Source organism: Halomonas sp. AOP5-B2-8 (assembly GCF_052376475.1).
GTDB classification, from domain to species: Bacteria; Pseudomonadota; Gammaproteobacteria; order Pseudomonadales; family Halomonadaceae; genus Vreelandella; species Vreelandella casei.
The window spans coordinates 77,237-102,232 of sequence record NZ_JBQSVS010000005.1 but is presented as its reverse complement, the minus strand read 5'-3'; the positions used below and the strand labels follow the sequence as shown (position 1 = coordinate 102,232).

18 protein-coding genes and 2 pseudogenes are annotated in these 24,996 nt (G+C 55.0%); 7 read left to right on the top strand and 13 right to left on the bottom strand.

The features are described from left to right. The first annotated feature begins 8 nt into the window (after positions 1–8). Positions 9–893, top strand: a complete 885-nt coding sequence (locus ACT3RP_RS13045; protein WP_483393926.1) for an SMP-30/gluconolactonase/LRE family protein — start codon at positions 9–11, stop codon at positions 891–893. An 83-nt stretch (positions 894–976) separates the two neighbouring features. On the opposite strand, the gene ACT3RP_RS13040 is transcribed toward ACT3RP_RS13045, so the two are convergent. The 4 genes from ACT3RP_RS13040 to zwf all read right to left on the bottom strand — a co-directional run bounded on the left by ACT3RP_RS13040 (position 977) and on the right by zwf (position 5,707). Beyond that, positions 977–2,572, bottom strand: coding sequence for a solute:sodium symporter family transporter (locus ACT3RP_RS13040; RefSeq protein WP_441683795.1), 1,596 nt, complete (start codon positions 2,570–2,572; stop codon positions 977–979). 242 nt (positions 2,573–2,814) lie between these two features. Next, positions 2,815–3,477 carry a bifunctional 4-hydroxy-2-oxoglutarate aldolase/2-dehydro-3-deoxy-phosphogluconate aldolase gene (locus ACT3RP_RS13035; RefSeq protein WP_096279391.1) on the bottom strand — a complete coding sequence of 221 codons (663 nt, stop codon included), beginning with the start codon at positions 3,475–3,477 and terminating at the stop codon, positions 2,815–2,817. A 57-nt stretch (positions 3,478–3,534) separates the two neighbouring features. After that, positions 3,535–4,200: a 6-phosphogluconolactonase gene (gene pgl / locus ACT3RP_RS13030; protein ID WP_483393925.1), complete on the bottom strand. Its 666-nt coding sequence runs from the start codon at positions 4,198–4,200 to the stop codon at positions 3,535–3,537. Position 4,201: 1 nt separating this feature from the next. After that, complete coding sequence (zwf, locus tag ACT3RP_RS13025) at positions 4,202–5,707, bottom strand: glucose-6-phosphate dehydrogenase (protein ID WP_483393924.1); 1,506 nt, start codon at positions 5,705–5,707, stop codon at positions 4,202–4,204. 237 nt (positions 5,708–5,944) lie between these two features. Between zwf and ACT3RP_RS13020 the strand changes: the two genes are divergently transcribed. Beyond that, the gene (locus tag ACT3RP_RS13020; protein ID WP_483393923.1) at positions 5,945–7,435 is read left to right on the top strand and encodes a TrkH family potassium uptake protein; all 1,491 of its coding nucleotides are present in this window, start codon (positions 5,945–5,947) and stop codon (positions 7,433–7,435) included. 101 nt (positions 7,436–7,536) lie between these two features. Here ACT3RP_RS13020 and ACT3RP_RS13015 read toward each other — a convergent pair whose 3' ends face one another. From ACT3RP_RS13015 to gap, 4 genes are all read right to left on the bottom strand, one after another. Continuing rightward, on the bottom strand, positions 7,537–8,268 hold the full coding sequence (locus ACT3RP_RS13015) for an anti-sigma factor (RefSeq protein WP_483393922.1): 732 nt from the start codon (positions 8,266–8,268) through the stop codon (positions 7,537–7,539). Beyond that, positions 8,265–8,828, bottom strand: coding sequence for a sigma-70 family RNA polymerase sigma factor (locus ACT3RP_RS13010; protein ID WP_096279381.1), 564 nt, complete (start codon positions 8,826–8,828; stop codon positions 8,265–8,267). Before ACT3RP_RS13010 ends, ACT3RP_RS13015 begins: the two co-directional genes overlap by 4 nt. 113 nt (positions 8,829–8,941) lie before the next feature. After that, entirely contained in the window at positions 8,942–9,463 is a 522-nt protein-coding gene (locus ACT3RP_RS13005; protein ID WP_096279379.1) for a DUF3455 domain-containing protein, read from the bottom strand. Between the two features lie 177 nt (positions 9,464–9,640). Continuing rightward, the gene (gene gap / locus ACT3RP_RS13000; RefSeq protein WP_096279377.1) at positions 9,641–10,642 is read right to left on the bottom strand and encodes a type I glyceraldehyde-3-phosphate dehydrogenase; all 1,002 of its coding nucleotides are present in this window, start codon (positions 10,640–10,642) and stop codon (positions 9,641–9,643) included. Between the two features lie 198 nt (positions 10,643–10,840). Between gap and ACT3RP_RS12995 the strand changes: the two genes are divergently transcribed. Then, positions 10,841–11,317, top strand: coding sequence for a methylglyoxal synthase (locus ACT3RP_RS12995; protein WP_483393921.1), 477 nt, complete (start codon positions 10,841–10,843; stop codon positions 11,315–11,317). 20 nt (positions 11,318–11,337) lie between these two features. Here the strand turns inward: ACT3RP_RS12995 and cra are convergent, their stop codons facing one another. Next, positions 11,338–12,321: a catabolite repressor/activator gene (cra, locus tag ACT3RP_RS12990; protein ID WP_441683807.1), complete on the bottom strand. Its 984-nt coding sequence runs from the start codon at positions 12,319–12,321 to the stop codon at positions 11,338–11,340. 262 nt (positions 12,322–12,583) lie between these two features. On the opposite strand from cra, the gene ptsP reads away from it, so the two are divergent. The 4 genes from ptsP (at position 12,584) to pgi (ending at position 20,028) form a co-directional block, all read left to right on the top strand. Next, on the top strand, positions 12,584–15,478 hold the full coding sequence (gene ptsP / locus ACT3RP_RS12985; protein WP_483393920.1) for a phosphoenolpyruvate--protein phosphotransferase: 2,895 nt from the start codon (positions 12,584–12,586) through the stop codon (positions 15,476–15,478). Continuing rightward, positions 15,478–16,449: a 1-phosphofructokinase gene (gene pfkB / locus ACT3RP_RS12980; protein ID WP_483393919.1), complete on the top strand. Its 972-nt coding sequence runs from the start codon at positions 15,478–15,480 to the stop codon at positions 16,447–16,449. The genes ptsP and pfkB overlap by 1 nt, the downstream gene beginning before the upstream one ends. After that, positions 16,446–18,179, top strand: coding sequence for a PTS fructose-like transporter subunit IIB (locus ACT3RP_RS12975; protein ID WP_483393918.1), 1,734 nt, complete (start codon positions 16,446–16,448; stop codon positions 18,177–18,179). The genes pfkB and ACT3RP_RS12975 overlap by 4 nt, the downstream gene beginning before the upstream one ends. Before the next feature lie 193 nt (positions 18,180–18,372). Beyond that, positions 18,373–20,028 carry a glucose-6-phosphate isomerase gene (gene pgi / locus ACT3RP_RS12970; RefSeq protein ID WP_483393917.1) on the top strand — a complete coding sequence of 552 codons (1,656 nt, stop codon included), beginning with the start codon at positions 18,373–18,375 and terminating at the stop codon, positions 20,026–20,028. Positions 20,029–20,129: 101 nt separating this feature from the next. On the opposite strand, the gene tpiA is transcribed toward pgi, so the two are convergent. The 4 genes and pseudogenes from tpiA to ACT3RP_RS12950 form a co-directional block, all read right to left on the bottom strand. Next, positions 20,130–20,888: a triose-phosphate isomerase gene (tpiA, locus tag ACT3RP_RS12965; protein WP_483393916.1), complete on the bottom strand. Its 759-nt coding sequence runs from the start codon at positions 20,886–20,888 to the stop codon at positions 20,130–20,132. Positions 20,889–20,982: 94 nt separating this feature from the next. Continuing rightward, positions 20,983–22,807: pseudogene (gene tkt, locus ACT3RP_RS12960) on the bottom strand (transketolase). Between the two features lie 16 nt (positions 22,808–22,823). Beyond that, positions 22,824–23,781: pseudogene (tal, locus tag ACT3RP_RS12955) on the bottom strand (transaldolase). A 141-nt stretch (positions 23,782–23,922) separates the two neighbouring features. Then, on the bottom strand, positions 23,923–24,990 hold the full coding sequence (locus tag ACT3RP_RS12950) for an ABC transporter permease (protein WP_483393915.1): 1,068 nt from the start codon (positions 24,988–24,990) through the stop codon (positions 23,923–23,925). Between the last annotated feature and the right edge of the window lie 6 nt (positions 24,991–24,996).

Here is a 24,996-nt window from a genome sequence, read left to right as displayed (position 1 = left end):
GCGCAGGCATGCATGTTGCAACGTGGCAGGCAGAGTTAGCGGTTGATTGCCGCTGCACATTAGGTGAAGGTCCGCAGTGGGACGCTAAAAATAAGCGCCTTTATTGGTGCGATATTCTTGGAAAACAGCTGCACTGGCTATCCCCTAGCAGCGGGGAAAGCGGCTATTATCCGCTTGATCATAGGGTATCGCTAGCCACTCCCCTTGAAGAAGGCGGACTGCTGTTAGTGGGTGAAAATCGCTTAAGCCGCTTCGACCCTAGCAGCGGCAGCGTAGAAACATTTTGTGACTTCGAAGCCGATAACCCACTTACCCGCAGCAACGATGCCCGGGTTGATCGACATGGCAGCCTGTGGCTTTCCAGCATGGGTAAGGCTGCCGAAAAAGGCGCAGGCAGTCTTTATCGCCTGCATCGCGGCCAGCTCACACTTTTACGCTCGAACCTGACAGTTCCCAACGCCATTTGCTTCTCTGAAAACGGCGAGTTCGCCTGGTTTACCGACACCGCTGCCGGCGTAGTGATGCGCTGGGCGCTAGATCGCGATGGATGGCCAACGGGTGAGCCAGTGCCCTGGGCTGATTTCTCATCTGTACTGGGCAACCCAGACGGCGCCGTAATGGACAGCGAAGGCTGCCTGTGGCTCGCGCTTTGGGGGGCAGGCCAGGTGGTTCGCCTTGATCATGAGGGTCAGATCATTGCTCGCGTTGAGCTTCCCGTCAGCCAGCCCTCCTGCCCCGCGTTTGCAGGTCCTAACCTGACAACGCTATACATCACCACGGCCCAGGAAGGCTTTAGTGCCGCACAGCTTGCCCAGGAACCGACCGCTGGTTCACTTTACGCGGTAGACACTGGCATTGCCGGTTTGGCTGAGCTGCCGCTACGCCTGATATAACGCGAAGGCCCCGCCAGCATATGCTAGCGGGGCCTTGATCTTGCGGCTGAAGTATCTGGTTTTCTAGTTACTCGATACCACTATTAGCCCGCAAAGCTTATATACATCACGATCACTAACACCACCAAAACGATACCAGCGGGTACCGCGCCTTTCCACGGTGTTAGGTCAACATCACCGGTATGCTCCTGTACCCAGTCAGTCTCACGGGGGCGCAGCTTACCGATAATTAGCATCGTCACCACCAACAGCACAAACACCAGCGCCACAAAGTGGAACTCGTTCATGACCTGTGGCAGCAAGTTAAAGGGCGGTACAAAGTAGCCGGCGGCAATCAGCAAGCAACCACCCACCAGCGCGATTTTAGCCGCCATGGGAGGAACGCGTTTCGTCAGTAGCCCCACCAGCACGACGGCCAGAATGGGAATGAAATAGATCGCATTCATCTTCTGCAGATAGCCAAACAGACTCTCTTGACCTGCCAGCAGCGGTGCAATGATCATGGTAAGAACCGCCATGATCCAACCAAACACCTTGCCCGATTTCACGATCTGCGCTTCAGTGGCCTCTTTATTAAACACACCTTTATAGATGCCTAAGCTGAAAATAGTCGTCGTGCTGTTAAGTGCCGAGTTAAACGATGACAAAATCGCCCCTACCATTACCGCGGCGAAAAAACCTGTTAAGTAAGGCGGCAATACGTTAAACACCAAGTGCCCATAGGCTTCATCAGCACGCACGCCCTGATCGGCATAAAGGTGATAAGCAATAATCCCTGGAAGTACCAGATAAAGCGGACCTAGAAGCTTAAATAAGCCGGTGAGCAAAACGCCTTTCTGGCCTTCAGCCAGGTTTTTCGCGGCAAAGGTACGCTGAATAATCTGCTGGTTGGTGCTCCAATAGAACAAGTTAATCAGGAATACGCCGGTAAACAGCGTGAAGAACGGCACCTGCTGATCGGCGCCGCCAATCGAATTAAGCTTGTCAGGATCACTCTCTTTAAGAATGCTCCAGCCTTCCATAATCCCTGTGCCACCGCTCACGGCCTGCAGGCCGTAATAGACGATGACAAAACCACCGATCAATAGACCGACTCCATTAAGAGTATCGGAGACGGCGACTGTGCGCAGCCCGCCAAACAGTGCATACACGGCACCGATGATGCCGACGATCCAGACCGTTAACCAAAGCAACGTCGTGGAAGACTCAATGCCGGTTAATCCCTGCAGATCAAGCATGCCCTGCAACCCTATCGCCCCCGAATAAAGGATGATTGGCAGTAGAATAACAGCATAAGCAAGCAGGAAAATAATGTTGGTAATCAGCTGTGTATCTTTATCAAAACGAATTTCAAGCAGCTGCGGCAGCGTTGCTATACCGCTTTTCAAAAAGCGTGGCAGGAAAAACAGTGCTAATGCCACCAGCGCGATAACCGCCACGACTTCCCAAGCCATGACGCTCAAGCCATCGGTGAAGGCCGCACCGTTGAGCCCTACCATTTGCTCGGTAGAGAGGTTGGTCATCAGCAATGAACCGGCGATCAGTGGAAACGTTAGGGTACGCCCCGCTAGAAAGTAGCCGTTGGTACTCGAGTGGTCATCTCGGCGGGTGATTCGCCAAGTGATAAAGGCGACAAATCCTGTAAAGAACAGAAAAGACGCCAGGGTCAACGCGTGCATAGGGCTCACCTCATCATCGTTATCAGTGATGCGCACGTCACAATCGATGCGCACTCAAAATGTCAGACATATCGGCTATCATTTTAGACGAGCTAAATATAACTTAGTAATAAGTCTTTGGTCTTAAATACCCGTCAAAGCGATCAACAGGCGTCACGAAGCCATAAAAAAACCCTAACAGTTATTTAAAACAGTTAGGGCGCGTGTTGCTTCGCTAGCGGCTACCCGCCGAGGCAGCCTGATTAGTGGTGAAAACGCTCGGCCGCTTGACGGGCCAGCTCACGAATACCATCCCAGTCTTCCGCCTCTACCATGGCTTTCGGCGTTAGCCAGGAGCCACCGACACACATTACGTTGGGCAGCGACAGGTAGTCATCGGCGTTATCTACCGTGATACCACCGGTGGGACAAAAACGTGCTTCGGGAATAGGGGCGCCAAACGCTTTGATCGCTTTCGCTCCACCGCTAGATTCTGCCGGGAAGAATTTAAACCGGCGATAGCCGTACTGCCAGCCGGTCATTAGTTCAGACACTGTCGACACACCCGGCAACATTGGCACTGCGCTTTCAATGCCATAACGATACAGCGCTTCTGTCGCGCCCGGCGTCACGATAAAGTCAGCCCCCACCTGCTCGGCTTGGCGATACTGCGCCGGTGTTAGCACCGTGCCAACGCCAATGCTGGCACCCGGTAATGCTTCGCGCATGCGTTTAACCGCTTCTAGCGCGCAGTCGGTACGTAACGTGACCTCAAGTACGGTCAAACCGCCTTCGACCAAAGCACGCCCAAGCGGCACGGCGTCTTCCAAGCGCTCAACGGTAATCACCGGAATAACTTCGGCTTTTAGGCAGATGCTATCAAGCTCAGCGGTGCGGGTAGACGGTAATTGTTTTTCAATGGTCATGTGCGAGTCTCCAAAAATCTATTATTGCCCGGCCGATAGGTGGCTAAGCGCGAAGCGTTAAGGCGCCCAGTAAATCGCTAATGGGCAAGACAAAAAGGCCCGGATAGGCAGTTGGCGAACATCATCGCCATTTAATGCCTTCGCCAGCACGGCTCGCTTATCCTCACCGGTAATGTGCAAAAAATGACGGCGCGCTTGATGTAAGCGATCCGCTGAAAAGGTAATTCGTGGCTGTAACTGGCTTGGCGTTCTTACCGCCACCAGCGGCTCGCCTGTCGCCAACGCTAGCGTAAGCTCAGGGCTGTCGGGGAATAGCGAGGCCGTATGGCCATCGCCGCCCATGCCTAAAATCACCGCGCTAGCTGGCCAAGCAAGCAAAGCAGCCTGCTTAGCAACATGCTCCACGCCCTCCTCTGGGGTCTCTGCATCACAGGTTAACGGTAAAAAAGTGGCGGCCGCGGCGTTGCCTTGCAACAAGTGCTCACGCACTAACTTGGCGTTGCTGTCGCTGCTGTGTTCGTCTACCCAGCGCTCGTCGGCAAGCGTGATGTCTACGCGCGCCCACGGCAGTGGCTTCGCCGACAGTGCCGTGAAAAAAGGCAACGGCGTGGAGCCACCCGACACCACCAGCAAGGCCCGCTCGTGATGCGTTAAGTCTTCGTGCAGGGCTTGAGAAACGGCCTCTGCAAGCTGCTCAGCCAGCTGTTGGCGTGCTTGACTCATATCAATAATCCTCGTACCAGCTGCGGCCGTCTTGGGTAATCATCGCAATAGAAGCGACTGGCCCCCACGAACCCGCAGGGTAGCGGCGAGGCGGTGTTTCACGTTTTTTCCAACCGTCGATGAGCTGATCACACCAACGCCACGAATGTTCAATCTCATCGCGACGCACAAACAGATATTGCTGCCCTTTCATGACTTCTAATAGTAGACGCTCGTAGGCGTCGGGAATCCGCGATTTGGGAAAGGCGCTATTGAAATCAAGATGCAAAGGCCCGGGACGTAGGCGCATGCCCTTATCTAGGCCACTGTCTTTGGTCAGCACTTGCAGAGCGATGCCTTCTTCGGGCTGCAGGCGAATAATGAGCTTGTTTGATGCGATACCGCGCTGGTCTGGATCAAAGATATAGTGCGGCTGCTGGCGAAAGTGAATGACAATTTGTGAGAGTTTCTCCGGCATACGCTTACCCGTACGCAGATAGAAAGGCACCCCAGCCCAACGCCAATTAGCCACTTCCGTTTTCATGGCTACAAAGGTTTCTGTCTGGCTTTGTGTATTGGCATCCTCTTCTTCCAAATATCCGGGCACTGACTTGCCGTCGGTGTTACCGGCGATATATTGGCCGCGCACAACGTCACGCCCAAGCGCTTCGCCAACAAAGGGTTTAAGCGCTTTCAGCACCTTCACCTTCTCATCCCGAATCGCATCGGCATCCAAATTGGACGGCGGGTCCATGGCGATTAAGCACAGCAGTTGCAGCAAATGGTTTTGCACCATATCGCGCAGCTGCCCTGCCTCATCAAAGTAGCCCCAGCGCCCCTCAATGCCGACTTTTTCTGCCACCGTAATCTCGACGTGAGAGATATTATTCTGATTCCACTGGGTGCCAAACAGAGGATTGGCAAAGCGAAGTGCAATCAGATTCTGTACGGTTTCTTTACCTAAATAGTGATCGATGCGGTAAATCCGCGACTCGGGAAAAACGTCGCCAATGGCGTCGTTAATCTCAATCGACGACTGCAGATCGTAGCCAATTGGCTTTTCAACGATGATCCGTGAGTTTTCGCTCACACTGTTACTGGCCTGAAGATTGCGACAGATATCGCCGTAAATACGCGCCGCTACCGAAAGATAAACCACCATCGGCTGCGACGAACCCTCCCGCCACTGACGGATTGCATCAAAACCATCAACCTTGGTGAAATCCAGCTGCCGATAATCCAGGCGATTAAGAAAACGCTTTAGGCTCTCTGCATCCTGCTCATCTTTTTTAAGTCGCTTCTGTAGCGCGAGGTTAACCAGCTCGCGAAACTCAGCAACATCGTGCTCCTGGCGAGCCAGCCCCATAATGCGGGTGCTTTCAGGCATCAAGCCTTCGCGGTCTAGATGGTATAAGGCAGGGAACAGCTTGCGCATGGCAAGGTCGCCCAGCGCCCCGAACAGCGCCAGATCAATGGCGTGATTAGGGTCACCGAGGGGAATACTTTGTGAAGCACTAGACTGGCTCATCGTTGCTCCTATTAATATCTAAACAGCTACTTGTAGTTAGATTACCTAAAATTTACCGTAAAGCAGGCATTGTACGCAATAATTCATGTAATTTTACTACAAAAAACACAGTGACTGACAATCAGCACCTGCCAACCCCACGTTATCTGTTAATAGCCTTACATTTTTACAGACTTTTTATGGAAGGCCATGATCTCTTAGCGCATGCTTAAGGGTACTAAATGGCGAGCTGGGTATATGACATCGATGACACCGTGGTTTTATCGTAGCAGGGATGTGTACCGGCACTGGGCACCTGTTTTTAAAATCATTTCGATTCTGTGGGTGGTGCTAGCGCTGTTTATGCTGGTGCCGCTTGTCTTATTGCTCATAGAGAATGATCCCGATGCCATGGCCTTTGGTATTTCGGTACTGATCATACTAGGCGCTGCGGCGCTGATTTGGCTATTGACGTACCGCGTATCGTTGGAGCTAAAGCCGTGGCAGATGTTTATTCTCACTGCCGCCAGCTGGGTCAGTATTAGCGGCTTTGCCAGCCTACCGCTAGTGCTTGGCGCACCTCAATTAACGCTCACAAATGCGGTGTTTGAATCAGTTTCGGCAATCACTACCACCGGGTCGACCATTCTGGTCGGCATTGAACATTTTTCCGATGGCTTGAAGCTTTGGCGCGGCCTGATGCAGTGGATAGGGGGCATCGGCATTATTGTGATGGGCATTGCGATTTTACCGTTTTTGAAGGTAGGCGGTATGCGCCTTTTTCATACCGAGTCATCCGACTGGTCCGATAAAGTGATGCCCCGCACGGGTGGAATTGCCAAAGCGACGCTAACGATTTATGTCAGCCTCACCCTTATCGCTAGCGTTAGCTATTGGTTTGGCGGAATGACGCCGCTGGACGCCATCGTGCACGGCATGTCATCGCTTTCGACTGGCGGGTTTGCTAATTCTGATGCTTCTTTTGGCACCTACGCCGACCGGCCGTGGCTGCTGTGGATGGCCAGTTTATTTATGCTCAGCGGTGCGCTGCCCTTTGTGCTCTATATACGCTTCATACGCGGTTCAGGCAGTGCCTTATGGCAAGATCAGCAGGTGCGTGGCCTGCTTAAACTACTGCTGGTGGCGATCGTTATTTTGAGCGCATGGCGCGTGACTCACGGCAGCGCCCCTTTTGAAGCGGTCACTCACGTGACATTTAATATTGTGTCAGTAGTGACCACCACCGGCTACGCCTCAGATGACTACACTCTTTGGGGCGCCCTACCGGTGGTAGCCTTCTTCTATCTTACGTTTATCGGTGGCTGTAGCGGCTCGACCAGCGGAGGGATGAAAATCTTCCGCTTTCAAATTGCCACTTTGATGCTGCGCAATCAGCTACGCTACTTAATCCATGCTAACGGGATCTTTACCACTCGCTATAATCAACAGCCGGTGACGAACGATATTTCGCGCAGTGTGGTGGCTTTCTCATTCTTCTTTTTCATTACCATTGCCGTGTTGGCACTTTGCTTATCCGCGCTGGGGCTGGACTTAGTAACCGCCCTTTCAGGTGCCGCCACGGCGGTAACCAACGTGGGCCCCGGGCTTGGTGACATCATTGGCCCTGCAGGTAACTTTGCCCCGCTGCCTGACGCCGCAAAATGGCTGCTGTGCATTGGCATGCTGATGGGCCGATTAGAAATACTCACCGTAGTGGTACTAATGACCCCGATGTTTTGGCGACGTTAGCCGTTCACATATATTTACTCTTAGCTGCTGGTTACCGGATAACTATCATGCGCCTGTTAAAAATCGACTTAACATTCTTTTAACAGGCGCATAGATACAGACTAAATCTCGACCGAGCGGCCGATGAATTCGATAGGCCCGGTTGGAAGTCCGGTAGATGAGCCCTTTTCATCTTCAAGCGTTAGCTCAAACAGCTGATTATCTTGCAGTGGTGGCAACTCATCCAGGCGTAGCCGAATCGGCTTGCCGGGTTCGACTAAACCAAGCGAGACCGGTGCTTGCCATTCATCTGCTTTGGTCCAGAACTGAAGCGCTTTGCCTTCAGGCACTGTAAAGGTACCGAGAGGAATTAGCTCTATTTCTTGGCGTGATGATGCCTGCACCACCCAGCCAGCCGACTGAGTTTGCGGGGCTAGCAGCACCACCATGTACTCGGGAGTGGTTGGCGAATTTACTTGGTTTGTCAGCAGCACGCCCATAACCAGTGCAGCAGCTAACCCAAGCCCTGCAGCGCCGCGCCAAAGTGGCAGGCTGCGTAAAAAAGGACGCCGTGGTGAAGAAGCCAGCGGACGAGCAGCGAGTGACGGTTTTTTTGATGCCGTCATGCTGCGCTCAATGCGAGGCCACAAATAGTCAGAAGGCGTTACTGGCGTCGTAATAGCGGTATAGGGCAAGAAACGCTCTTCCCATACCATAACGGCTTTTTGCAATTCAGGCTCATTGGGTAGCCGCGCTTCAAATGCTTGGCGTTGCGCTAACGACAGCGTGCCCAGCACGTATTCACCCGCCAAGGCATAATCGTCTTCGTATTCATTTTGGCTGGGGCGAGTCATGCCATACACTCCCTTAGACGCAGCAAGCTGCGTTTAATCCAAGCTTTCACGGTACCAAGCGGCGCACCCGTATGGGCGGAAATTTCAGCGTGACTGAGGCCATCAACATAGGCATGGAGTACGCAGTTACGTCGCTCCGGCTCAAGTTGTTTTAAACAGTGATCCATTTGTTGACCGGTCTGCCAATCAAAGGCTTCTTCTGCAACAGAGGCGTGCTGGAAATGCTCATCGTGGGCTAATTCGGTCGGATCGTTGCTATCAAAGGTAATTTCACGATCACGATAGCGGATGGCATTTAATGCCAGGTGACGCGCTACGCTAAATATCCATGCTCGCGCGGATCCTTTATCAGGATCATAACTTCCGGCGCGCTGCCAAATATTAAGACAGGCATCGTGGACAATATCTTCAGCCATGCCGCGATCTTTGACGATTCTAAAAACTACTCCTAAAAGTCTTGCACCTTCATGAGCATAGAGTTGATGCAAAGCGTCATGATCGCCGCGAGCACACTTAATTAATGCGGCATCATGATCAAATTCATTAGCTATATCGGACACACCTTCGCTCCCTGATGACGCGTCGATCCCACTCGTCGCACGTCCAGACAGCATAGCGGCTAAGGGGTCGCGATACGACCCCTTAGCCTTACTGAACTCTAGTTTTGCTAAACTTAGTTAGCAGTCCAGAAGATGTAATCGGCTTGATAAGTAACTACTGCAGTTGCGCCGTCGTGATCTGCATCACAAGTGACGTCAGGTGCCACGCCGCCTTCGGTGTTCAAGCGCTGAATGTAGCTAACGTCCATCATCGCGCCTTCGCCTTCAGCTGGGTTGGCTTCTACTAACTGAAGAGGAATGTTGCCATCACCGTTGGCAGCGGTGGCTAGCTGAGTACCGGTGATTTTAGAACCATCCAGCGCTTCCCAAGTAGCTGGGGGACCATAATAGCTACCTACTTGAGTGCCGTCGGTGTCATTAAGTGCAGCGTGTGGGCCTTTGAAAACCCAAGCCATGTCACCAGAGTCATTGGTTTCACACATATAAGTGATAGCGCCAACGCCAACGGTTTCAAGCGCTACGGTGTTGCCGTCTGGTACTTGTACGTCCGCTGGCGTTTCAGCCAAAGCGGCGTGACTGAAGGATGCAATCAGGGCTGCGGCCAGTGTAGTACGCGTCAGGTTTTGAATGGTCATTTCAGTCTCCAAAAAGGGTTGTTATCAACCACCTCAAATAGCGGCTGTATAGGGAATACCCGCGAGACCCTCTTTTGGATGCAGTGATGTTAAAAAAATGTAAAAAAAAGCCCTGAGCAGATTCTCAGGGCATTATTTAGGGGTAATACGTAAGCATTCAAAGCCTAACAATAACGATTAGGCCGTTGCCTGCATCGCAAGCGTGGTATCCAACATCCGGTTAGAAAAGCCCCACTCGTTGTCATACCAAGCCATCACTTTGACCAAACGGCCATTCACGCGAGTGTGATTGGCATCAAAGGTCGAGGAGTTGGCATCATGGTTGAAATCGATAGAGACCAGCGGCTCAGCGTTCACGGCCAATACCGGCGAGTTAGCGGCGGCTTTCTCAACAATGGCGTTGATCTCTTCCTTCGTCGTATCGCGGCTCGCGGTGAACGTGAGATCTACCAGCGAAACGTTAATGACCGGCACGCGCACCGCTAGGCCATCCAATTTGCCTGCCAGCTCTGGCAGCACCAACCCTACCGCCGCCGCTGCACCGGTTTTGGTTGGGATCATTGAATGGGTTGCGCTACGAGCCCGGTAGGGGTCGGTGTGATAAACATCCGACAAATTCTGATCATTAGTGTAGGCATGAACCGTGGTCATCAAACCGTTCTCAATCCCCACGGCATCGTTCAATGCTTTCGCAACCGGCGCTAGGCAGTTAGTCGTGCAGGAAGCGTTGGAGACCACTTTGTGATCAGCCGTTAAAACATGGTCGTTCACGCCATACACGATGGTCGCGTCGGCATCGGGGCTGGGCGAGGAAATCAGTACTCGCTTGGCGCCGGCGGTAATATGCTTGGCCGCCGCCTCACGCTTGGCAAATAATCCCGTACACTCCATGACTAAATCAATTTTCATGGCTTCCCATGGCAGATTCGCCGGGTCACGCTCAGAGGAGATCGCGATACGATCACCATCGACAGTGATGCTCTCGGCATCATGCTCTACTTTAAAAGGAAAGTGACCATGAACGGTATCGTGACGCAACAGGTGTGAATTTAACGACGGATCGCCAAGATCATTAATGGCGACAACCTGAATGCGATCGCGGTAGCTATTTTCGTAAAGGGCGCGCAGTACATTGCGGCCGATACGGCCAAATCCATTAATCGCAACTCTTATTGTCATGATAGCTCCTCAATAAATCGGTGGTGAAAAGTAAGGCATGCTGTAAAAAAATTACCAAAAATACGTATTTAAACCTCAAAAAAGCTGCCAATAGCTACTTAATTGCCTTAAAAGGCTTATGAAAACTCGATATGTAGTAAAATTACTATATAAACACTATTGTAGTCCAATACTAAAAATTCAAAAGAGAGTGATGCCATGAGTGATGCGCAGCCGCCCCGCCAGACTATTCGTACACTACAAGCGCGTAAACGAATTGCCTTGATTGCTCACGATGGTAAGAAAGGTGAAATGCTCGAATGGGCGACTCACTGGAAAGACACGCTTAGCCAGCACACCCTTTTGGGCACCGGCACCACTGCCGGGCGCTTAAAGACAGCTTTAGGATTAAGCGTAGAAGGGCTCATGAGTGGGCCGCTGGGCGGCGACCAGCAGATTGGTGCGCGTATCGCGGAACAGCGCCTGGATATACTGATCTTTTTTTGGGACCCCTTCTCGCCGCAACCACACGACCCGGATGTCAAAGCGTTGCTGCGTTTGGCCGCATTATGGAATGTGCCGGTCGCCTGCAACGCAGCCACCGCAGACTTTTTGCTTTCCTCGCCTTACTTGAACGAAAGCTACGATATGTCGATTCCGGATGCCAACGCCTGGGCTCAAGCGAGAACCGTTTAAGCACTATGCGTAGCGCAACACTATACGGAGCGGGTACGCAGGTGACGCGCCACCACTTGCCGTCCGCTGAGATAGTCGCCACTAGCCGCCGATAACGCACAGGTGAGGGTCAACTCGGCAATGCGGTCATAGTCCTGCAGCGCCGAGTTGACCGGCTGAGGGAGAAAATCCAGCAGCCGGTGGTCGCCAAAAGTGGCTAAATGAATATCTTCCGGCAATCCACCGCGCTCCAAGAACACATCAAACACTCCCTCCAGTAAAGCATAGGACGCCGTCACCAACGCATCCACACTGCCATGCTGATCCAGCAGCTGTGTGGCTAAGTGCGCGCCTTCGCTACGCTCGTAACTCGTACCACTCAGCACAATCGACTCAATGCCAGTGCCCGCCAAAGCATCCTGAAAGCCTGAGCGCCGCTCACTGCTGATGGATAAATCAGGCATCGCGTCAAGCCACGCCACGCGCTTGGTTACTTTGCTGATCACTGAGCGAGTCAGTAACGTCGCTGCTTCCTGATCATTGCTCACGACGCTGGCAAACAGCGCTGGATTTAAACCCCGGTCCATGCCCACTACGCACCAGCCCTCTTCCATCAGGTCGGTGTAGAAGGTGTCATCACTAGGCAAGCAGCTAGCGGTTATCAATACCTCACAGCGCTGGGCACGCAGTGACAGTGCCAGCGTTCGCTCACTCTCGGCACAATCATCTGAACTGACGATCAACAGCTGATAGCCCTTCTCCCGTGCACCACGCTCTAAGCGCTTGGCGAGGCGGGCATAACTGATGTTCTCCAAATCCGGAACGATAAGCCCCAGCAAGCGGCTCGCGCCTCGGCGCAGCGCTGCCGCCTGCGGATCAATGTGGTAGCGATGATGACGCACCACCGCCATCACTTTTTCAATCGTGGCGGCACTGATACGTCGCTGCTCGGCCTGGCCATTCACCACATAGCTAGCGGTAGTGCGTGAAACGCCAGCTAGTCGAGCAATATCGGCGAGTGTCATGAGGGTTCCCCTTGGCGTGACCGGGCAGTTTATCAGCAAGTTAGCGCATGCAAGACCAAAGTCTAGAAGATCAAACCTTGTGTCATTAAGTGAATCGATTCAGCATAGCACTATACTTCGATGAAACGACAGGCATGACACGGTTAATCCAGCTAGGCGACATGCCACGATAACGATCAGTTTATGTACACGTCTCTGCGCTCATGGGCAGTGCTAGCCTGCAGTATTCAGGGCAGCCAGGGCACGTTTACAGGAGAATACTATGTTGACACTCGGCCCCGATGACATCTTGCTAGGCCGCCACGCGGATAGCTGGCAAACCGCCTTGGACAGCGCCGCTGAAGCGCTGGTAGACGCCGGATTCGTTGAGGCTGAGTACCGCGACGGCCTGCATGCTCGTGAAGCACAGTCATCAACGTTTCTGGGCAATGCGATTGCGATACCCCACGGTACGCCAGAAAGCCGCCAGCATGTAAAACGCACCGGCGTTCGCGTACTGCAGTTTCCCCAGGGCATTGAGTGGCACGACGGCCAGAACGTGCATGTGCTGGTCGCTATCTCGGCACACAACGACGAGCATCTGGATATTCTGCGCCAGCTCACCCATGTACTCGACCGCGAAGGCGTGGCCGAGCAACTTGCCAGCGCCACCTCTGCCGCGGATATTGCACAATTGCTTTCAAAGCCAGCGCTTGAACCGCGGCTTGATGCTGACACGCTATGTGTCAATTTTCCCGCTCGAGACCCACAAGAACTCGCCTTGGCTGCTGCCGCTCGCTTGCGCCAAAGTGGCTGTGTTGATAATACCTTTATCGCCGCCGTCGCGGACGCTCAGCCTATTTGGTTAGGCAAAGGGTTATGGCTGTCCAGCAGCTCACACGGCGTCAACCAGCCCGCCCTAGGTATCGCTACACCGGCTGAGCACACCCTGGAAAGCGCGGGTCACCCAGTGCATGCCTTATTCTGTTTAGCGGCACATGGCGATGCCCACCGCCCACTGCTAGAGCAATTAATGGCACTTGTCGACAGCGGCGTCAGCGACATCCTCCTCACACGTACCAGTGATCAGTTGCTGGCACTGCTGGCCGGGGAAACCGCCAATACACACACCCGCCGCGTGCGGGTGCTTAATCCTCACGGCTTACACGCCCGCCCCGCGAAGCAGTTGGTGCAGGTGGCTCGCGCTCAGTCCATGCCGATTAATGTGCGCTTGGAAGAAGGCAGCGCCACGCCAGTTTCCGCAGCGAGCCTAACCAAAGTGATTGGCTTAGGGGCCCGGCGCGGCCAGTGGTTGGTTCTGTCTGCCGAAGGCGACACTGCGCAGCAGGCGCTTGAGCACTTGGCCGAAACGATTGAAGCAGGTCTGGGCGAAAAAGTGACGCTCTTTGAGGGTGGCCGCGATAGCGCCCAAATGCCCAAGGTAGCAACGGCAAACGTGGTTCCGCTGAGTGCGGATACGCCTCATGCAGGAGTGGCGGCCTCGCCCGGCTTAGCCATCGCCCCTGTGTTTGTTATCCGCCCGCTGCAGTTTGATTACCCTCAGCATGCGGACGACTCAGAGCAGCAGATCACCCGGTTAAACAGCGCCATTCAAGAAGGCGCCGCGCAGCTACAGACACTGGTGCGTAATGCACAAGGGGGCGAGGTAGCGGACATTCTCTCAATGCACGAAGAGATGCTCGACGACCCCGAACTTCATCACGCGGCGACGGATGCCATTCGTGAAGGCCGCTCTGCGCAAGCAGGCTGGTGGGAGGCGATTGAAACCGCTGCCCACGCGCAGGAAATGCTCGCTGACCGCCTGCTTGCCGAACGCGCTGCTGATCTGCGCGACGTTGGCCGTCGGGTGCTTGGCGTACTCTGCGACGTGCAACTCCCTGAGCCCCCTAATCATCCTTACATTCTAGTGATGGACGATATTGGCCCGTCCGATGTCGCTCGCTTAGATACTTCCCGCGTGCGTGGCCTGCTGACCGTGCGTGGCGGCGCCACGGCGCACAGCGCTATTTTGGCACGCGCGCTGGGCATTCCAGCGGTGGTCGGCGCCGGACAAGCGGTGATGGCACTTAACAATGCTAGCATGATGATCCTGGACGGCGAGCGTGGCCGTGTAACCTCACAGCCATCTGAGGAGCGTTTACAGCGCGCCGAACAGCAGCTGCTCGATCATCAGCAGCGGGAAGCCGATGCCTGGGAAACCCGCTTTGACCTTGGCCAAACCCGGGATGGTCACCGTGTCGAAGTTGCCGCGAACCTTGGTAATACCGCCCACGCCGCCGATGCAGTAGAGCGCGGCGCCGAAGGCGTTGGCCTGCTGCGTACCGAATTTTTGTTTATGGCCCACGCCAGCGCACCGGATTTAGCGACGCAAATTGGCGAGTATCGCCAAGCGGTTGAAGCGCTGGGCGAGCGCCCGCTGGTAGCGCGCACTTTGGATGTGGGAGGCGACAAGCCCCTGCCCTACTGGCCGGTGCCTCAAGAGGACAACCCGTTTCTGGGTCTTCGTGGTATTCGTTTAGCGCTCACCCAGCCCGAGGTGCTCGAAACCCAGCTACGTGCGTTACTAATGGCAGCAGCGCCAGCGGTAGGCTCGAAAGATAAAAATCATCCGCTGCGCATCATGCTGCCAATGGTGAAAGACATTGCCGAGTTCCGTGCCGTTAAGAGCGTTTATGACCGACTACTGCAAGAGATTCCCTCCGCTCAGCGCGCCACCGACGTGCAGCTTGGGGTGATGATCGAAGTTCCCTCCAGTGCGCTTTTGGCGCCTAGTCTGGCCACCGAGGTGGACTTCTTCTCGATAGGTACCAACGACTTAACCCAGTACACCCTGGCAATTGACCGTGGCCATCCAGAGCTCTCGGCACAGGCCGATGGCCTGCATCCTGCGGTACTGCGCCTGATCCAAATGACCGTGGCCGCCGCGCATACCCAGGGCAAATGGGTGGGCATCTGCGGTGAGCTGGCCTCAGATGCCGCGGCTATTCCGGTGTTGGTCGGTTTGGGCGTGGACGAGCTGTCGGTAAATGCGCGGCAGATCCCCTTAGTGAAGGCACGCCTGCGTGAGTTTGACCTTGCCGATGCCCAGGCCAGTGCTCAGCTTGCGCTAAGCAAAGCAACCAGTGATGAGGTGCGCGACGCCCTGGAGGCGCGTTAATGGCTCGCGTGCTGTGTATCACCCTGAACCCGGCGCTGGATTTAGCGTTTAACCTTGACGCTTTAGTACTGGGCAGCGTGAATCGCCCCACCAGTGCGCAGCTAGAAGCGGCAGGAAAAGGCGTCAACGTCGCCCGAGTGCTGGCTAGGCTTGGCCACCAGGTAACGGTCAGTGGCTTTTTAGGCAGCGAGAACGATGCCCCCTTTACGCTGGCTCTTCAGCAGACGGGATTGGTCGATGCCTTTGTGCGCGTTCCCGGTAGCACTCGCATTAATGCCAAACTGGCCGAACACAGCGGCCGCGTCACCGACATTAACAGCCCCGGCATGCCGATTGATGCCGCTCACCTGAAAGCGCTGATCGCAGCGCTGGATACCGAGCTTACCAGCGCCACGCCGCCACACGCGGTCGTGATGGCGGGCAGCCTGCCCCCAGGCTGTTCGCTGGACGATTTCAGCCAACTGCTTGACCACCTAAACGCCAGCGGCATTCCGCTCTGGGTCGACACCAGCGGGCCCGCCCTGAATAAAGCGATTGCGTCAGCTCCCGCAGGCGTCAAACCGAATGAAACAGAGCTCGCTGAATGGGCCGGTGAGCGCATCGATGGTACTCAGGCACGCCTGGGTGCCGCCCGGCGACTGCACGAAAGTGGCATCGCACATGCGCTTATCTCAGCGGGCAGCGAGGGAGTGCTATGGGTCAACGCTCAAGGTAGCTGGCATGCTACGCCGCCCAGCGTCACCGCCACCAACACGGTGTGTGCCGGAGATACGTTGGTCGCTGGCATGCTGCATGGCCTGCTCAGCCAGCATGACGCTGGACAAACCCTGCGCTTCGCCACCGCGCTTTCTGCTGAAGCCGTGCGCCACGTAGGCGTGGGCGACCCTCACGCGGCTGATTTCGACTCACTCCAACAACATACCCGGATACGGCGTCTAGACGACGCCATTACCGAGGGAGCCACGCTATGAATGTCATTCTGATTACCGCCTGCCCCAACGGCATGGCGACGACCTTCCTCGCCGCGAAGCGCCTGGAGCAAGCCGCCCAGCGCCAAGGCTGGTCGGCTCACGTGGAAATGTACGGTGAAGTAGCGCCCCTGCACGCTGCTAGCGCAGAGCAGATCGCCAACGCTGATTTAATTGTGGTAGCCGCCGATCACGTGCCCGCGCCAGAACGGTTCGAGGGCAAGCGCCTATTTCAGGCACCGATTGCGAGCGCCCTACCCGACCCTAGCGGCTTTCTTGCTCAAGCGAAGCGGGAAGCGCCTATTTATAGCGCCCCCGTAACGTCTAGCGCACCGGCTGCTGCAAGTAGCGACGGCGGCAAGAGAATCGTTGCCGTTACCGCCTGCCCGACCGGCGTTGCCCATACCTTTATGGCCGCTGAAGCGCTAGCAGAGGCGGGCAAAGCCATGGGCCACGCCATTCGCGTTGAAACCCAAGGCTCGGTAGGTGCACAAGATAAATTAACTGCAGATGAGATTGCTGGCGCCGACATCGTCGTACTGGCCTGTGACATTGACGTTGATCCTTCTCGGTTTGCAGGCAAACGCATCTACCGCACGTCGACCGGCAATGCGCTTAAAAAGCCGCGCCCCACCCTTGAAGCCGCGCTCAGCGAGGCCGCCATAGAGAGCGACAACAGCAATGCGGGCACAGCCAATAAGAGCGTCAAAGAGAAAGGCGTTTACAAGCACCTGCTCACCGGCGTTTCCTTTATGCTGCCGATGGTGGTGGCAGGCGGCCTGCTGATTGCGCTCTCCTTTGTATTTGGCATTGAGGCCTTTGAGCAGGAAGGCACGCTGGCTGCCGCGCTCATGCAGATCGGTGGCGGTACCGCCTTTGCACTGATGATTCCCGTTCTGGCAGGCTATATCGCCTACTCCATCGCCGACCGCCCCGGCATCGCCCCGGGTATGATTGGCGGCATGCTGGCGGCCAATATCGGCTCCGGCTTTATCGGCGGTATTTTGGCAGGTTTCCTGGCGGGCTATGTGGCGCTGGCGGTTACTCGCTACGTCAAACTGCCTTCTAGCGTTGAATCTTTGAAGCCGATTCTGATTATTCCGCTAGTGGCCAGTTTGGTCACTGGTCTGACCATGATCTACGTGATTGGCGAGCCGGTTGCTGCGCTGCTCAATGCCCTGACCAGTTTCCTGGAGTCCATGGGCTCCACCAACGCAGTACTGCTGGGTATTCTGTTGGGCGCGATGATGTGCTTCGACCTGGGCGGCCCAGTTAACAAAGCCGCCTACACCTTTGGCGTGGGTTTGCTCGCCTCCGAAACGTACGGCCCTATGGCGGCGATTATGGCGGCGGGCATGGTGCCAGCCATTGGTATGGGTATTGCCAGCTTTGTGGCACGTAACAAGTTTTCTGCGCCGGAACGCGAAGCGGGCAAAGCATCATTCGTGCTTGGCCTTTGCTTTATCAGTGAGGGGGCCATTCCGTTTGCGGCGAAAGATCCGCTGCGGGTCATCCCCGCCTGTATTGCAGGGGGCGCGTTAACCGGTGCCCTTTCGATGCTAGTGGGCGCAAAGTTAATGGCGCCTCACGGCGGTATCTTTGTACTGCTCATTCCCAATGCCATCACCCCTGCACTGCTTTACCTTGGCGCCATTGTCGCGGGCTCGCTGGTGACAGGTTTAAGCTATGCGTTTATCAAACGCGGCGCCGCCCAGGTCGCTGTCGCCAGCTAAACGCTCCGAAACAATAGACGATAGGCAGGCAAGTAAACCTGCCTATCGCTAAAAACACGTACTTTTACGCAGATAATTGCTTTAAAAGCTTCAACACGCTCCCCTTTATGCGCTTTTTTATGTAGTATTTTTACATAACGTCGATATAAGCCATTCCGCTTTTAACAGCCTCTTATAACAAACGGATCGCTCAATGTTTCAGCTGACTCGCAGTGTTACCTGGCAGGCGCTAGATCGCCTACGCGACAAAACAACGAACGACCGCATTCGTGACTACTTCACCCATGACCCCCAGCGTTTTGAGAAAATGAGTTTACGCGTGGGCGGCCTATTTCTTGATTACTCCAAAAATCACGTCTCTGATGAAGTACTCGCTAAGCTGATTGAACTGGCAGACCACTCCGCGCTAGTTCAACGCCGCGCGCAGATGTTCTCTGGTGACATTATCAACGTCACCGAAAATCGCCCGGTACTGCATACCGCGCTGCGTAATCTCAGCGATGACCCGGTGTATGTCGACGGCGAAGACGTGATGCCGGAGATCACGCGGACTCGCGAGCAGATCAAGCAATTCTCAGAAACGGTCCGTAGCGGCGAATGGAAAGGCTACAGCGGCAAACCGATCAAGGACGTGGTTAATATCGGGATTGGCGGCTCGGACCTTGGCCCTAATATGGCCGTGCGCGCGCTGCTTAAATATCGCCACCCCGAAATGCACTTTCACTTTGTCTCTAACGTGGACGGCACTCATATACAGAAGGTGCTTTCACGGCTTGACCCTGCCACAACGCTGTTCATTGTTTCCACCAAGACCTTCTCGACCCAGGAAACGCTGCTCAATGCCAAAACCGCACGGCGCTGGTTCCTGGAAAACGCCGGTGACGATGCCGATATAGGCGCCCACTTTGTGGCGGCCTCTACCAACCGCAAAGCAGCCATGGAATTCGGCATTCGCGAAGAGAACGTATTCGAATTCTGGGCCTGGGTCGGCGGGCGTTACTCCATGTGGTCGTCGATTGGGCTACCGATTGCGCTTTCCATCGGTTTCGAGGGTTTTATCGAGCTATTGGAAGGCGCTCACGAGATGGATAATCACTTTATCCATGCGCCCCTCTCGGAAAATATGCCGGTATTGATGGCACTGATCGGTATTTGGTACATCAACTTTATTGGTGCTGAAACCCAAGCCATCGTGCCCTACGACCAGGCGCTGAATCAGCTGCCCTCTTTTTTGCAGCAGCTGGATATGGAGTCAAACGGCAAGTCTGTGGATATATTCGGCCACCCGGTCAACTACAAAACCGGCCCAATTGTTTGGGGTCAAACCGGCTCAAACGGCCAGCATGCGTTCTTCCAACTGCTGCACCAGGGCACGCGCTATGTGCCGATTGATTTCATCGCTTCGCTCAAACCTGAGCCGGGCATGGAAGACCACCACTTCGCCCTACTAACCAACATGCTCGCCCAGGCCAACGCGTTCATGGAAGGCAGCCAGGGTGGCAGCCAGCAAGATCCGTTCAACTGCCCCGGCAACCGCCCTTCCAGCACGCTGCTGCTGGACGAACTCACGCCCCGCAACCTGGGCGCACTGATTGCGCTTTACGAGCACAAAGTGTTCGTGCAAGGCGTGATCTGGAACATCAACTCGTTCGATCAGTGGGGTGTTCAGTTGGGTAAGCGCATCGCCGGTGAAATCAGCGAACGTATCGATACTAACGCTGCGGATTTTGATGCTTCTACGCAAGGATTATTGGAGTTGGTGCGGGCGCATTTTCCTAATGAAAGCAACAACGAAAAGGAAAGCGCACAGCCAAATGGCGATAAGAAGCCGATGAAGAGCAAGCGATAAGTGGAGGTCATGGCGATCTATGAACAAGTTAAACACTCTCGTTCATTTGCTGAAGTATCGCCATGACCCACTCTTAAGACCTTTTACCACACGCTTAGTACTCAATGATGCCCTGCTGCCCGGCAAATATTGGCAAACGAGCCTGCATCGAGAGAAGCTCCACCGATTAGCCCGCCGTCGATGTCTGGCTGGGCAAACAGGGCCTTGGCATTGGCGGCCTTAACACTGCTGCCGTAGAGCAGCGGTAGGCGTGCCGCGAGCGGTGCAGAGTGATTAGTCAGCCACGCGCGACTATAGGCATGCACAGCCTGGGCGTGATCCGGAGTTGCCGTCTCGCCGGTACCGATAGCCCAGACCGGCTCGTAGGCAATCACGCTTCCGCTAAGGGCTGCGACACCTAACGTATCCACCACCGCTTGAAGCTGCCGTGCCACTACCGCTTCCGTTTCACCCCACTGGCGTTCAGCCAGTGTTTCACCCACGCAAAGCACCGGTACTAGATCTACGGCCTGGGCGGCGGCAAATTTTGCCGTTACCGCGAGATCGGATTCGCCGTAACGGCTGCGTCGCTCTGAATGACCGACCAACACATACTGGCAACCCAAATCCTTCAACATCGCAGCGCTGACCTCGCCGGTATGCGCACCTACTTCATACTCATTGAGCGTCTGGGCACCAAGGTCAATAGAGTGATCCTTTAGGTGCTGCGCCACCTGTGCCAAGTAGGGTAAGGGTGGGCAAACAGCAACCTGTACGTTCTCTAGCTTTTCGAGCGACGATAGCAACGCCTCTAGCAACGTCTCGTTGGCCAAGAGATTACCGTTCATTTTCCAGTTACCGATAACAATGGGTTGTCTCACTTCCAGGCTCTTTTCCATGCGGGTCTGCCTTCATAGCTAAATTCACTGTTCACGACATCGCCCCATGCGACCGGTAGCTCGGTGTCGCGTAACGTTATGCGCTTGGTTTTGCCAGCAATTGTTCAGCTTCAGCTTTGCGAAGCTCAACGGTGATGCCGAAGTGCTGAAACAGATCCCCAGCTTTGCCGGATTCACCAAAGGTTCGCATGCCGATAATACGAACTTCTAAGCCGACATATTTGTACCAGTAGTCGGCGTGGCTGGCCTCGACCGCGACTCGTGCTTTGACTTCCGCTGGTAGCACGCCCTCTCGATAGGTGGCGTCCTGGGCGTCGAAGATATCGGTGGAAGGCATTGAAACTACGCGTACGGCGCGACCGTCCTGGCCGAGTTCGTCGGCGGCGTCCATGGCAAGGGCGGCATCCCAGGCGGCGGCAGTCTCCACGGCGTCGCAGGGCCGCCAGGTCGAAAGATTGGGCGTTGAACGCATGCTGGCCAGTTGCTCTACCGGCTGGTGAGTAGGGCCATCTTCACCCAGGCTAATGGAGTCGTGGGTAAAGACGTAGATCGCCCGGTGGCCCATCAACGCAGCCATCCGCACGGCATTACGCATGTACTCCATAAAAATCAGGAAGGTGGCACCATAGGCAATGCAACCACCATGAGCGGCGATACCATTAATAATCGCCCCCATGCCAAATTCGCGCACCCCATCGTGAAGGTAGTTGCCGCCCGGCGCGTCGGCGCCAATCGGTTCAGCGCCGCTCCAAAATGTCAGGTTCGAAGGCGCCAAGTCCGCGCTGCCGCCAAGTAACTCGGGGAGTTGCGGACCGAGCTCGTTGAGGCAGGCCAATGAGGCTTTGTGCGAGGAGACAGGCTCACCGCTGGCTTGGGCTTGCCACGCTTGAAAGCTCGCTGGGTAGCTCGCCCTTCAGTCGGCGCCTTAATTCACGGGCTTGCTCCGGATAGGCAGCGGCGTAGCACTCGAAGCGAGCATTCCAGTCCGCTTCGCGTCCGGCACCCCGCTCGGTAACGTCCCAGCCCTGATAGATAGCTTCGGGTATATGGAAGGGCGCGAGGGGCCAGTTTAACCGCTTCCGGGCGGCGACCACCTCGTCTTCGCCCAGTGCCGCACCGTGGCACTCCTCCTTGCTCTGTTTGTTGGGTGCACCGAAGCCAATGATGGTTCTGCAGACTATCAGACTAGGCTGGTCGTCATGACTACGGGCCAGCTTAATGGCGGCCTTGATTTCCTCCGGCTGATGGCCATCGACACTTGGCACTACGTGCCAGCCGTAGGCCTCGAAGCGCTTGGCGGTGTCGTCGGTGAATCAGCCCTTCACCTCGCCATCGATAGAGATACCGTTGTCGTCGTAGAAGACGACCAGCTTGCCAAGCCCCTGGGTACTTGCCAGCGAAGCGACCTCATGGGAGATGCCCTCCATCAGTCAGCCATCACCGACAAAACAGTAGGTGTGATGGTCGACAATAGCGTGGTCAGGGCGGTTAAACTGTGCAGCCAGGGTACGCTCTGCCATCGCCATCCCAACGGCATTGGCTAGGCCCTGGGCCAGCGGGCCAGCGGTGGTTTCTACGCCCGGCGTATAGCCCAGCTCGGGGTGGCCTGGGGCGCGCGAGTGCAGCTGGCGGAAGTTCTGAAGATCCTCCAAGCCCAGTTCGTAGCCGGTGAGATGGAGAAGCGAGTACAGTAGCATGGAGCCGTGGCCGTTGGAGAGCACGAAACGATCGCGGTCAGCCCAAGCGGAGTTTGCCGGATTGTGGTTAAGAAAATCATTCCACAGCACCTCGGCAATGTCAGCCATCCCCATTGGAGCGCCGGGGTGGCCAGAGTTAGCCTTCTGAACGGCGTCCATGGAGAGGGCGCAAATGGCATTGGCCAGTTCGAAACGGGTCGACATGAGCTAAATCCTATGGTCAGTGGGCGGTGAGGCGTTCGGAGATCAGGCTCTCAAGACTGGCTTGATCCTCAGCAATACAGCGTATGCCTTCCGCCAGCTTGTCGTTGGCCATGGCATCCTGGTTATGACCCCAGCGGAACGCCGCTTCGTCTAGCGGTGCCGGGCACGTGCTCTGCGCTGCGCTCATTTCAATCTCCTGCGTCACGTCGCCCTCGGTGGCGGCGAGTTCCTCAAGCAGCGCCGGCGAGATAGTCAACCGAGGGCAGCCAGCGAGTGCCAATAACTGGCCGACATTACGAAAACTGGCGCCCATCACCACGGTGTCGAAGCCACCTTGAGATACCCGCTGGCAAACGCCGTGTACAAACTGCACACCGGGATCGGTGTCGGGTGCAAAGTCTTGACCGGTCGACTGCTTGTACCAGTCGGTGACCCTGCCCACAAAGGGCGAAATTAAAAATACCCCTGCGTCGAAGCAGGCTTGCGCCTGGACGTCGCTGAACAGCAAAGTCAGGTTGCAGTTGATTCCCTCCTTCTCCAGCACCTCGGCGGCACGGATCCCCTCCCAAGTGGAAGCCAGTTTGATCAGTACGCGTTCCGAGGAGATGTCTCGCTTCTGGTACAGCTCAATCAACTCGTGGGCCTTGCGAATGCTGGCCTGGGTATTGAAAGAGAGCTTCGCGACTATCTCTGTTGACACACGACCAGGTACCACCTGAGATCTCACTGCCCATTACAACAGCAAGACGATCTACGGCATGTTCGACCTGGGTATGGCGATCGCCGCCTACAGCGCTAATCGACGCAAGCTCTTCGTTAATCAATGACTGGTAATCGGGCAGCTCGAAGGCATTAAGTATCAGCGAGGGGTTGGTGGTAGCGTCCTGGGGCTGGTAGCGCCGAATGGCGGTCAGATCGCCAGTGTCAGCAACCACCAGGGAAAAGGATTTTAAAGCATCCAGTTTGGAAGACATGCAAGCCTCCTGACAATATTCATTGAAGCTCAAGGCGCAAAAGCGCCCCAAGCGAATAGTTACGGGAAGGGATCAGTCAGTTAACAAGTCAAAAGGCACAAATTGTGAAAGTGTTAATCTAAACCATAATGACTGGGTATATTAAGTCGAGACCATAACGCGCTTATGTAGACGCTGTTGCAGTTGGTCAATGACAACAGCGATGATAATGACCAGCCCCATAATGACCATTTGCCAGAAATTACTGACTCCGGACATCACCATGCCGTCGTTGAGAATGCTGATGACGCATGCACCAATAACCGAGCCAATGACTGAACCACGCCCTCCGGCCAGCGCGGTGCCACCCAGCACTACCGCGGCAATGGCGCGCAACTCAAAGGTATCGCCCGTCATCGGATGTCCGGTCTGCAGCTGAGAAGTAATGACAAGCCCCACAATCGCAGCGCAAAAACCTGAAAAAACATACACCCACAATTTAATCTTGCGAACTCTCAGCCCCGAAAACACGGCAGCCGTTTCGTTACCACCAATCGCATACACATAGCGGCCGAAAGGGGTCTTATAACTCACGAACCAGGTAATGAGTGTCAACGCCAAGAGCAACCAAACTGGGATACCGATACCCAACAAAGAGCCATTCCCCAGCACGGAGAAACCAGTGTTACCCAGCTCTTCATGGCCTTGGAGTCGAGAAAAAGTGCCACCGTCGTTAAACAACAACGCTGCGCCACGTACCACATACAACATTCCCAAGGTAGCAATGAAGGGGGCTACATTGAGATAGGTGATCAGTGCACCGTTTATATAGCCGATAAAGGCGCCAATCAGGCAGGTAACCAGGATAACCTCGGGAACGTTCAGAAATAATATGGAATCCCCAATAGAAATACCGTTCATTATCAGAAAACCAGCCACCATCCCACTAAAGCCGACCGTTGAACCTACCGAAAGATCGATACCTGCCGTCAGGATAACCAGCGTCATGCCAATGGCCAAAATGCCAATGACGGTAATATGCTGGGCCATAATTAACATATTATTCGTGGTCAGAAAGTTATCTACCGTCAAAGAGAAATATAAGACGACGGCGAACAAGGCTACAAAGATTCTGAGCTTCAATATTTGCAGCAGCACCCAAGACGCCTGGACACCTTGACTGCGATGCGGATGCTCGTGGGTAGACATATTATTGGTTGCAGTTGTCATGATTAG

Excerpts from the sequence above, each read along its gene's own strand:
- pgi (WP_483393917.1), top strand. The coding sequence starts at position 18,373 with ATGTTTCAGCTGACTCGCAGTGTTACCTGGCAGGCGCTAGATCGCCTA.
- ACT3RP_RS13020 (WP_483393923.1), top strand. The coding sequence starts at position 5,945 with ATGACATCGATGACACCGTGGTTTTATCGTAGCAGGGATGTGTACCGG.
- zwf (WP_483393924.1), bottom strand. The coding sequence starts at position 5,707 with ATGAGCCAGTCTAGTGCTTCACAAAGTATTCCCCTCGGTGACCCTAAT.
- pgl (WP_483393925.1), bottom strand. The coding sequence starts at position 4,200 with ATGAGTCAAGCACGCCAACAGCTGGCTGAGCAGCTTGCAGAGGCCGTT.
- ACT3RP_RS13035 (WP_096279391.1), bottom strand. The coding sequence starts at position 3,477 with ATGACCATTGAAAAACAATTACCGTCTACCCGCACCGCTGAGCTTGAT.
- pfkB (WP_483393919.1), top strand. The coding sequence starts at position 15,478 with ATGGCTCGCGTGCTGTGTATCACCCTGAACCCGGCGCTGGATTTAGCG.
- ACT3RP_RS13015 (WP_483393922.1), bottom strand. The coding sequence starts at position 8,268 with ATGACTCGCCCCAGCCAAAATGAATACGAAGACGATTATGCCTTGGCG.
- ACT3RP_RS12950 (WP_483393915.1), bottom strand. The coding sequence starts at position 24,990 with ATGACAACTGCAACCAATAATATGTCTACCCACGAGCATCCGCATCGC.
- ACT3RP_RS12975 (WP_483393918.1), top strand. The coding sequence starts at position 16,446 with ATGAATGTCATTCTGATTACCGCCTGCCCCAACGGCATGGCGACGACC.
- ACT3RP_RS13005 (WP_096279379.1), bottom strand. The coding sequence starts at position 9,463 with ATGACCATTCAAAACCTGACGCGTACTACACTGGCCGCAGCCCTGATT.
- ACT3RP_RS13045 (WP_483393926.1), top strand. The coding sequence starts at position 9 with ATGCATGTTGCAACGTGGCAGGCAGAGTTAGCGGTTGATTGCCGCTGC.
- ACT3RP_RS13040 (WP_441683795.1), bottom strand. The coding sequence starts at position 2,572 with ATGCACGCGTTGACCCTGGCGTCTTTTCTGTTCTTTACAGGATTTGTC.
- ptsP (WP_483393920.1), top strand. The coding sequence starts at position 12,584 with ATGTTGACACTCGGCCCCGATGACATCTTGCTAGGCCGCCACGCGGAT.
- cra (WP_441683807.1), bottom strand. The coding sequence starts at position 12,321 with ATGACACTCGCCGATATTGCTCGACTAGCTGGCGTTTCACGCACTACC.
- gap (WP_096279377.1), bottom strand. The coding sequence starts at position 10,642 with ATGACAATAAGAGTTGCGATTAATGGATTTGGCCGTATCGGCCGCAAT.
- ACT3RP_RS12995 (WP_483393921.1), top strand. The coding sequence starts at position 10,841 with ATGAGTGATGCGCAGCCGCCCCGCCAGACTATTCGTACACTACAAGCG.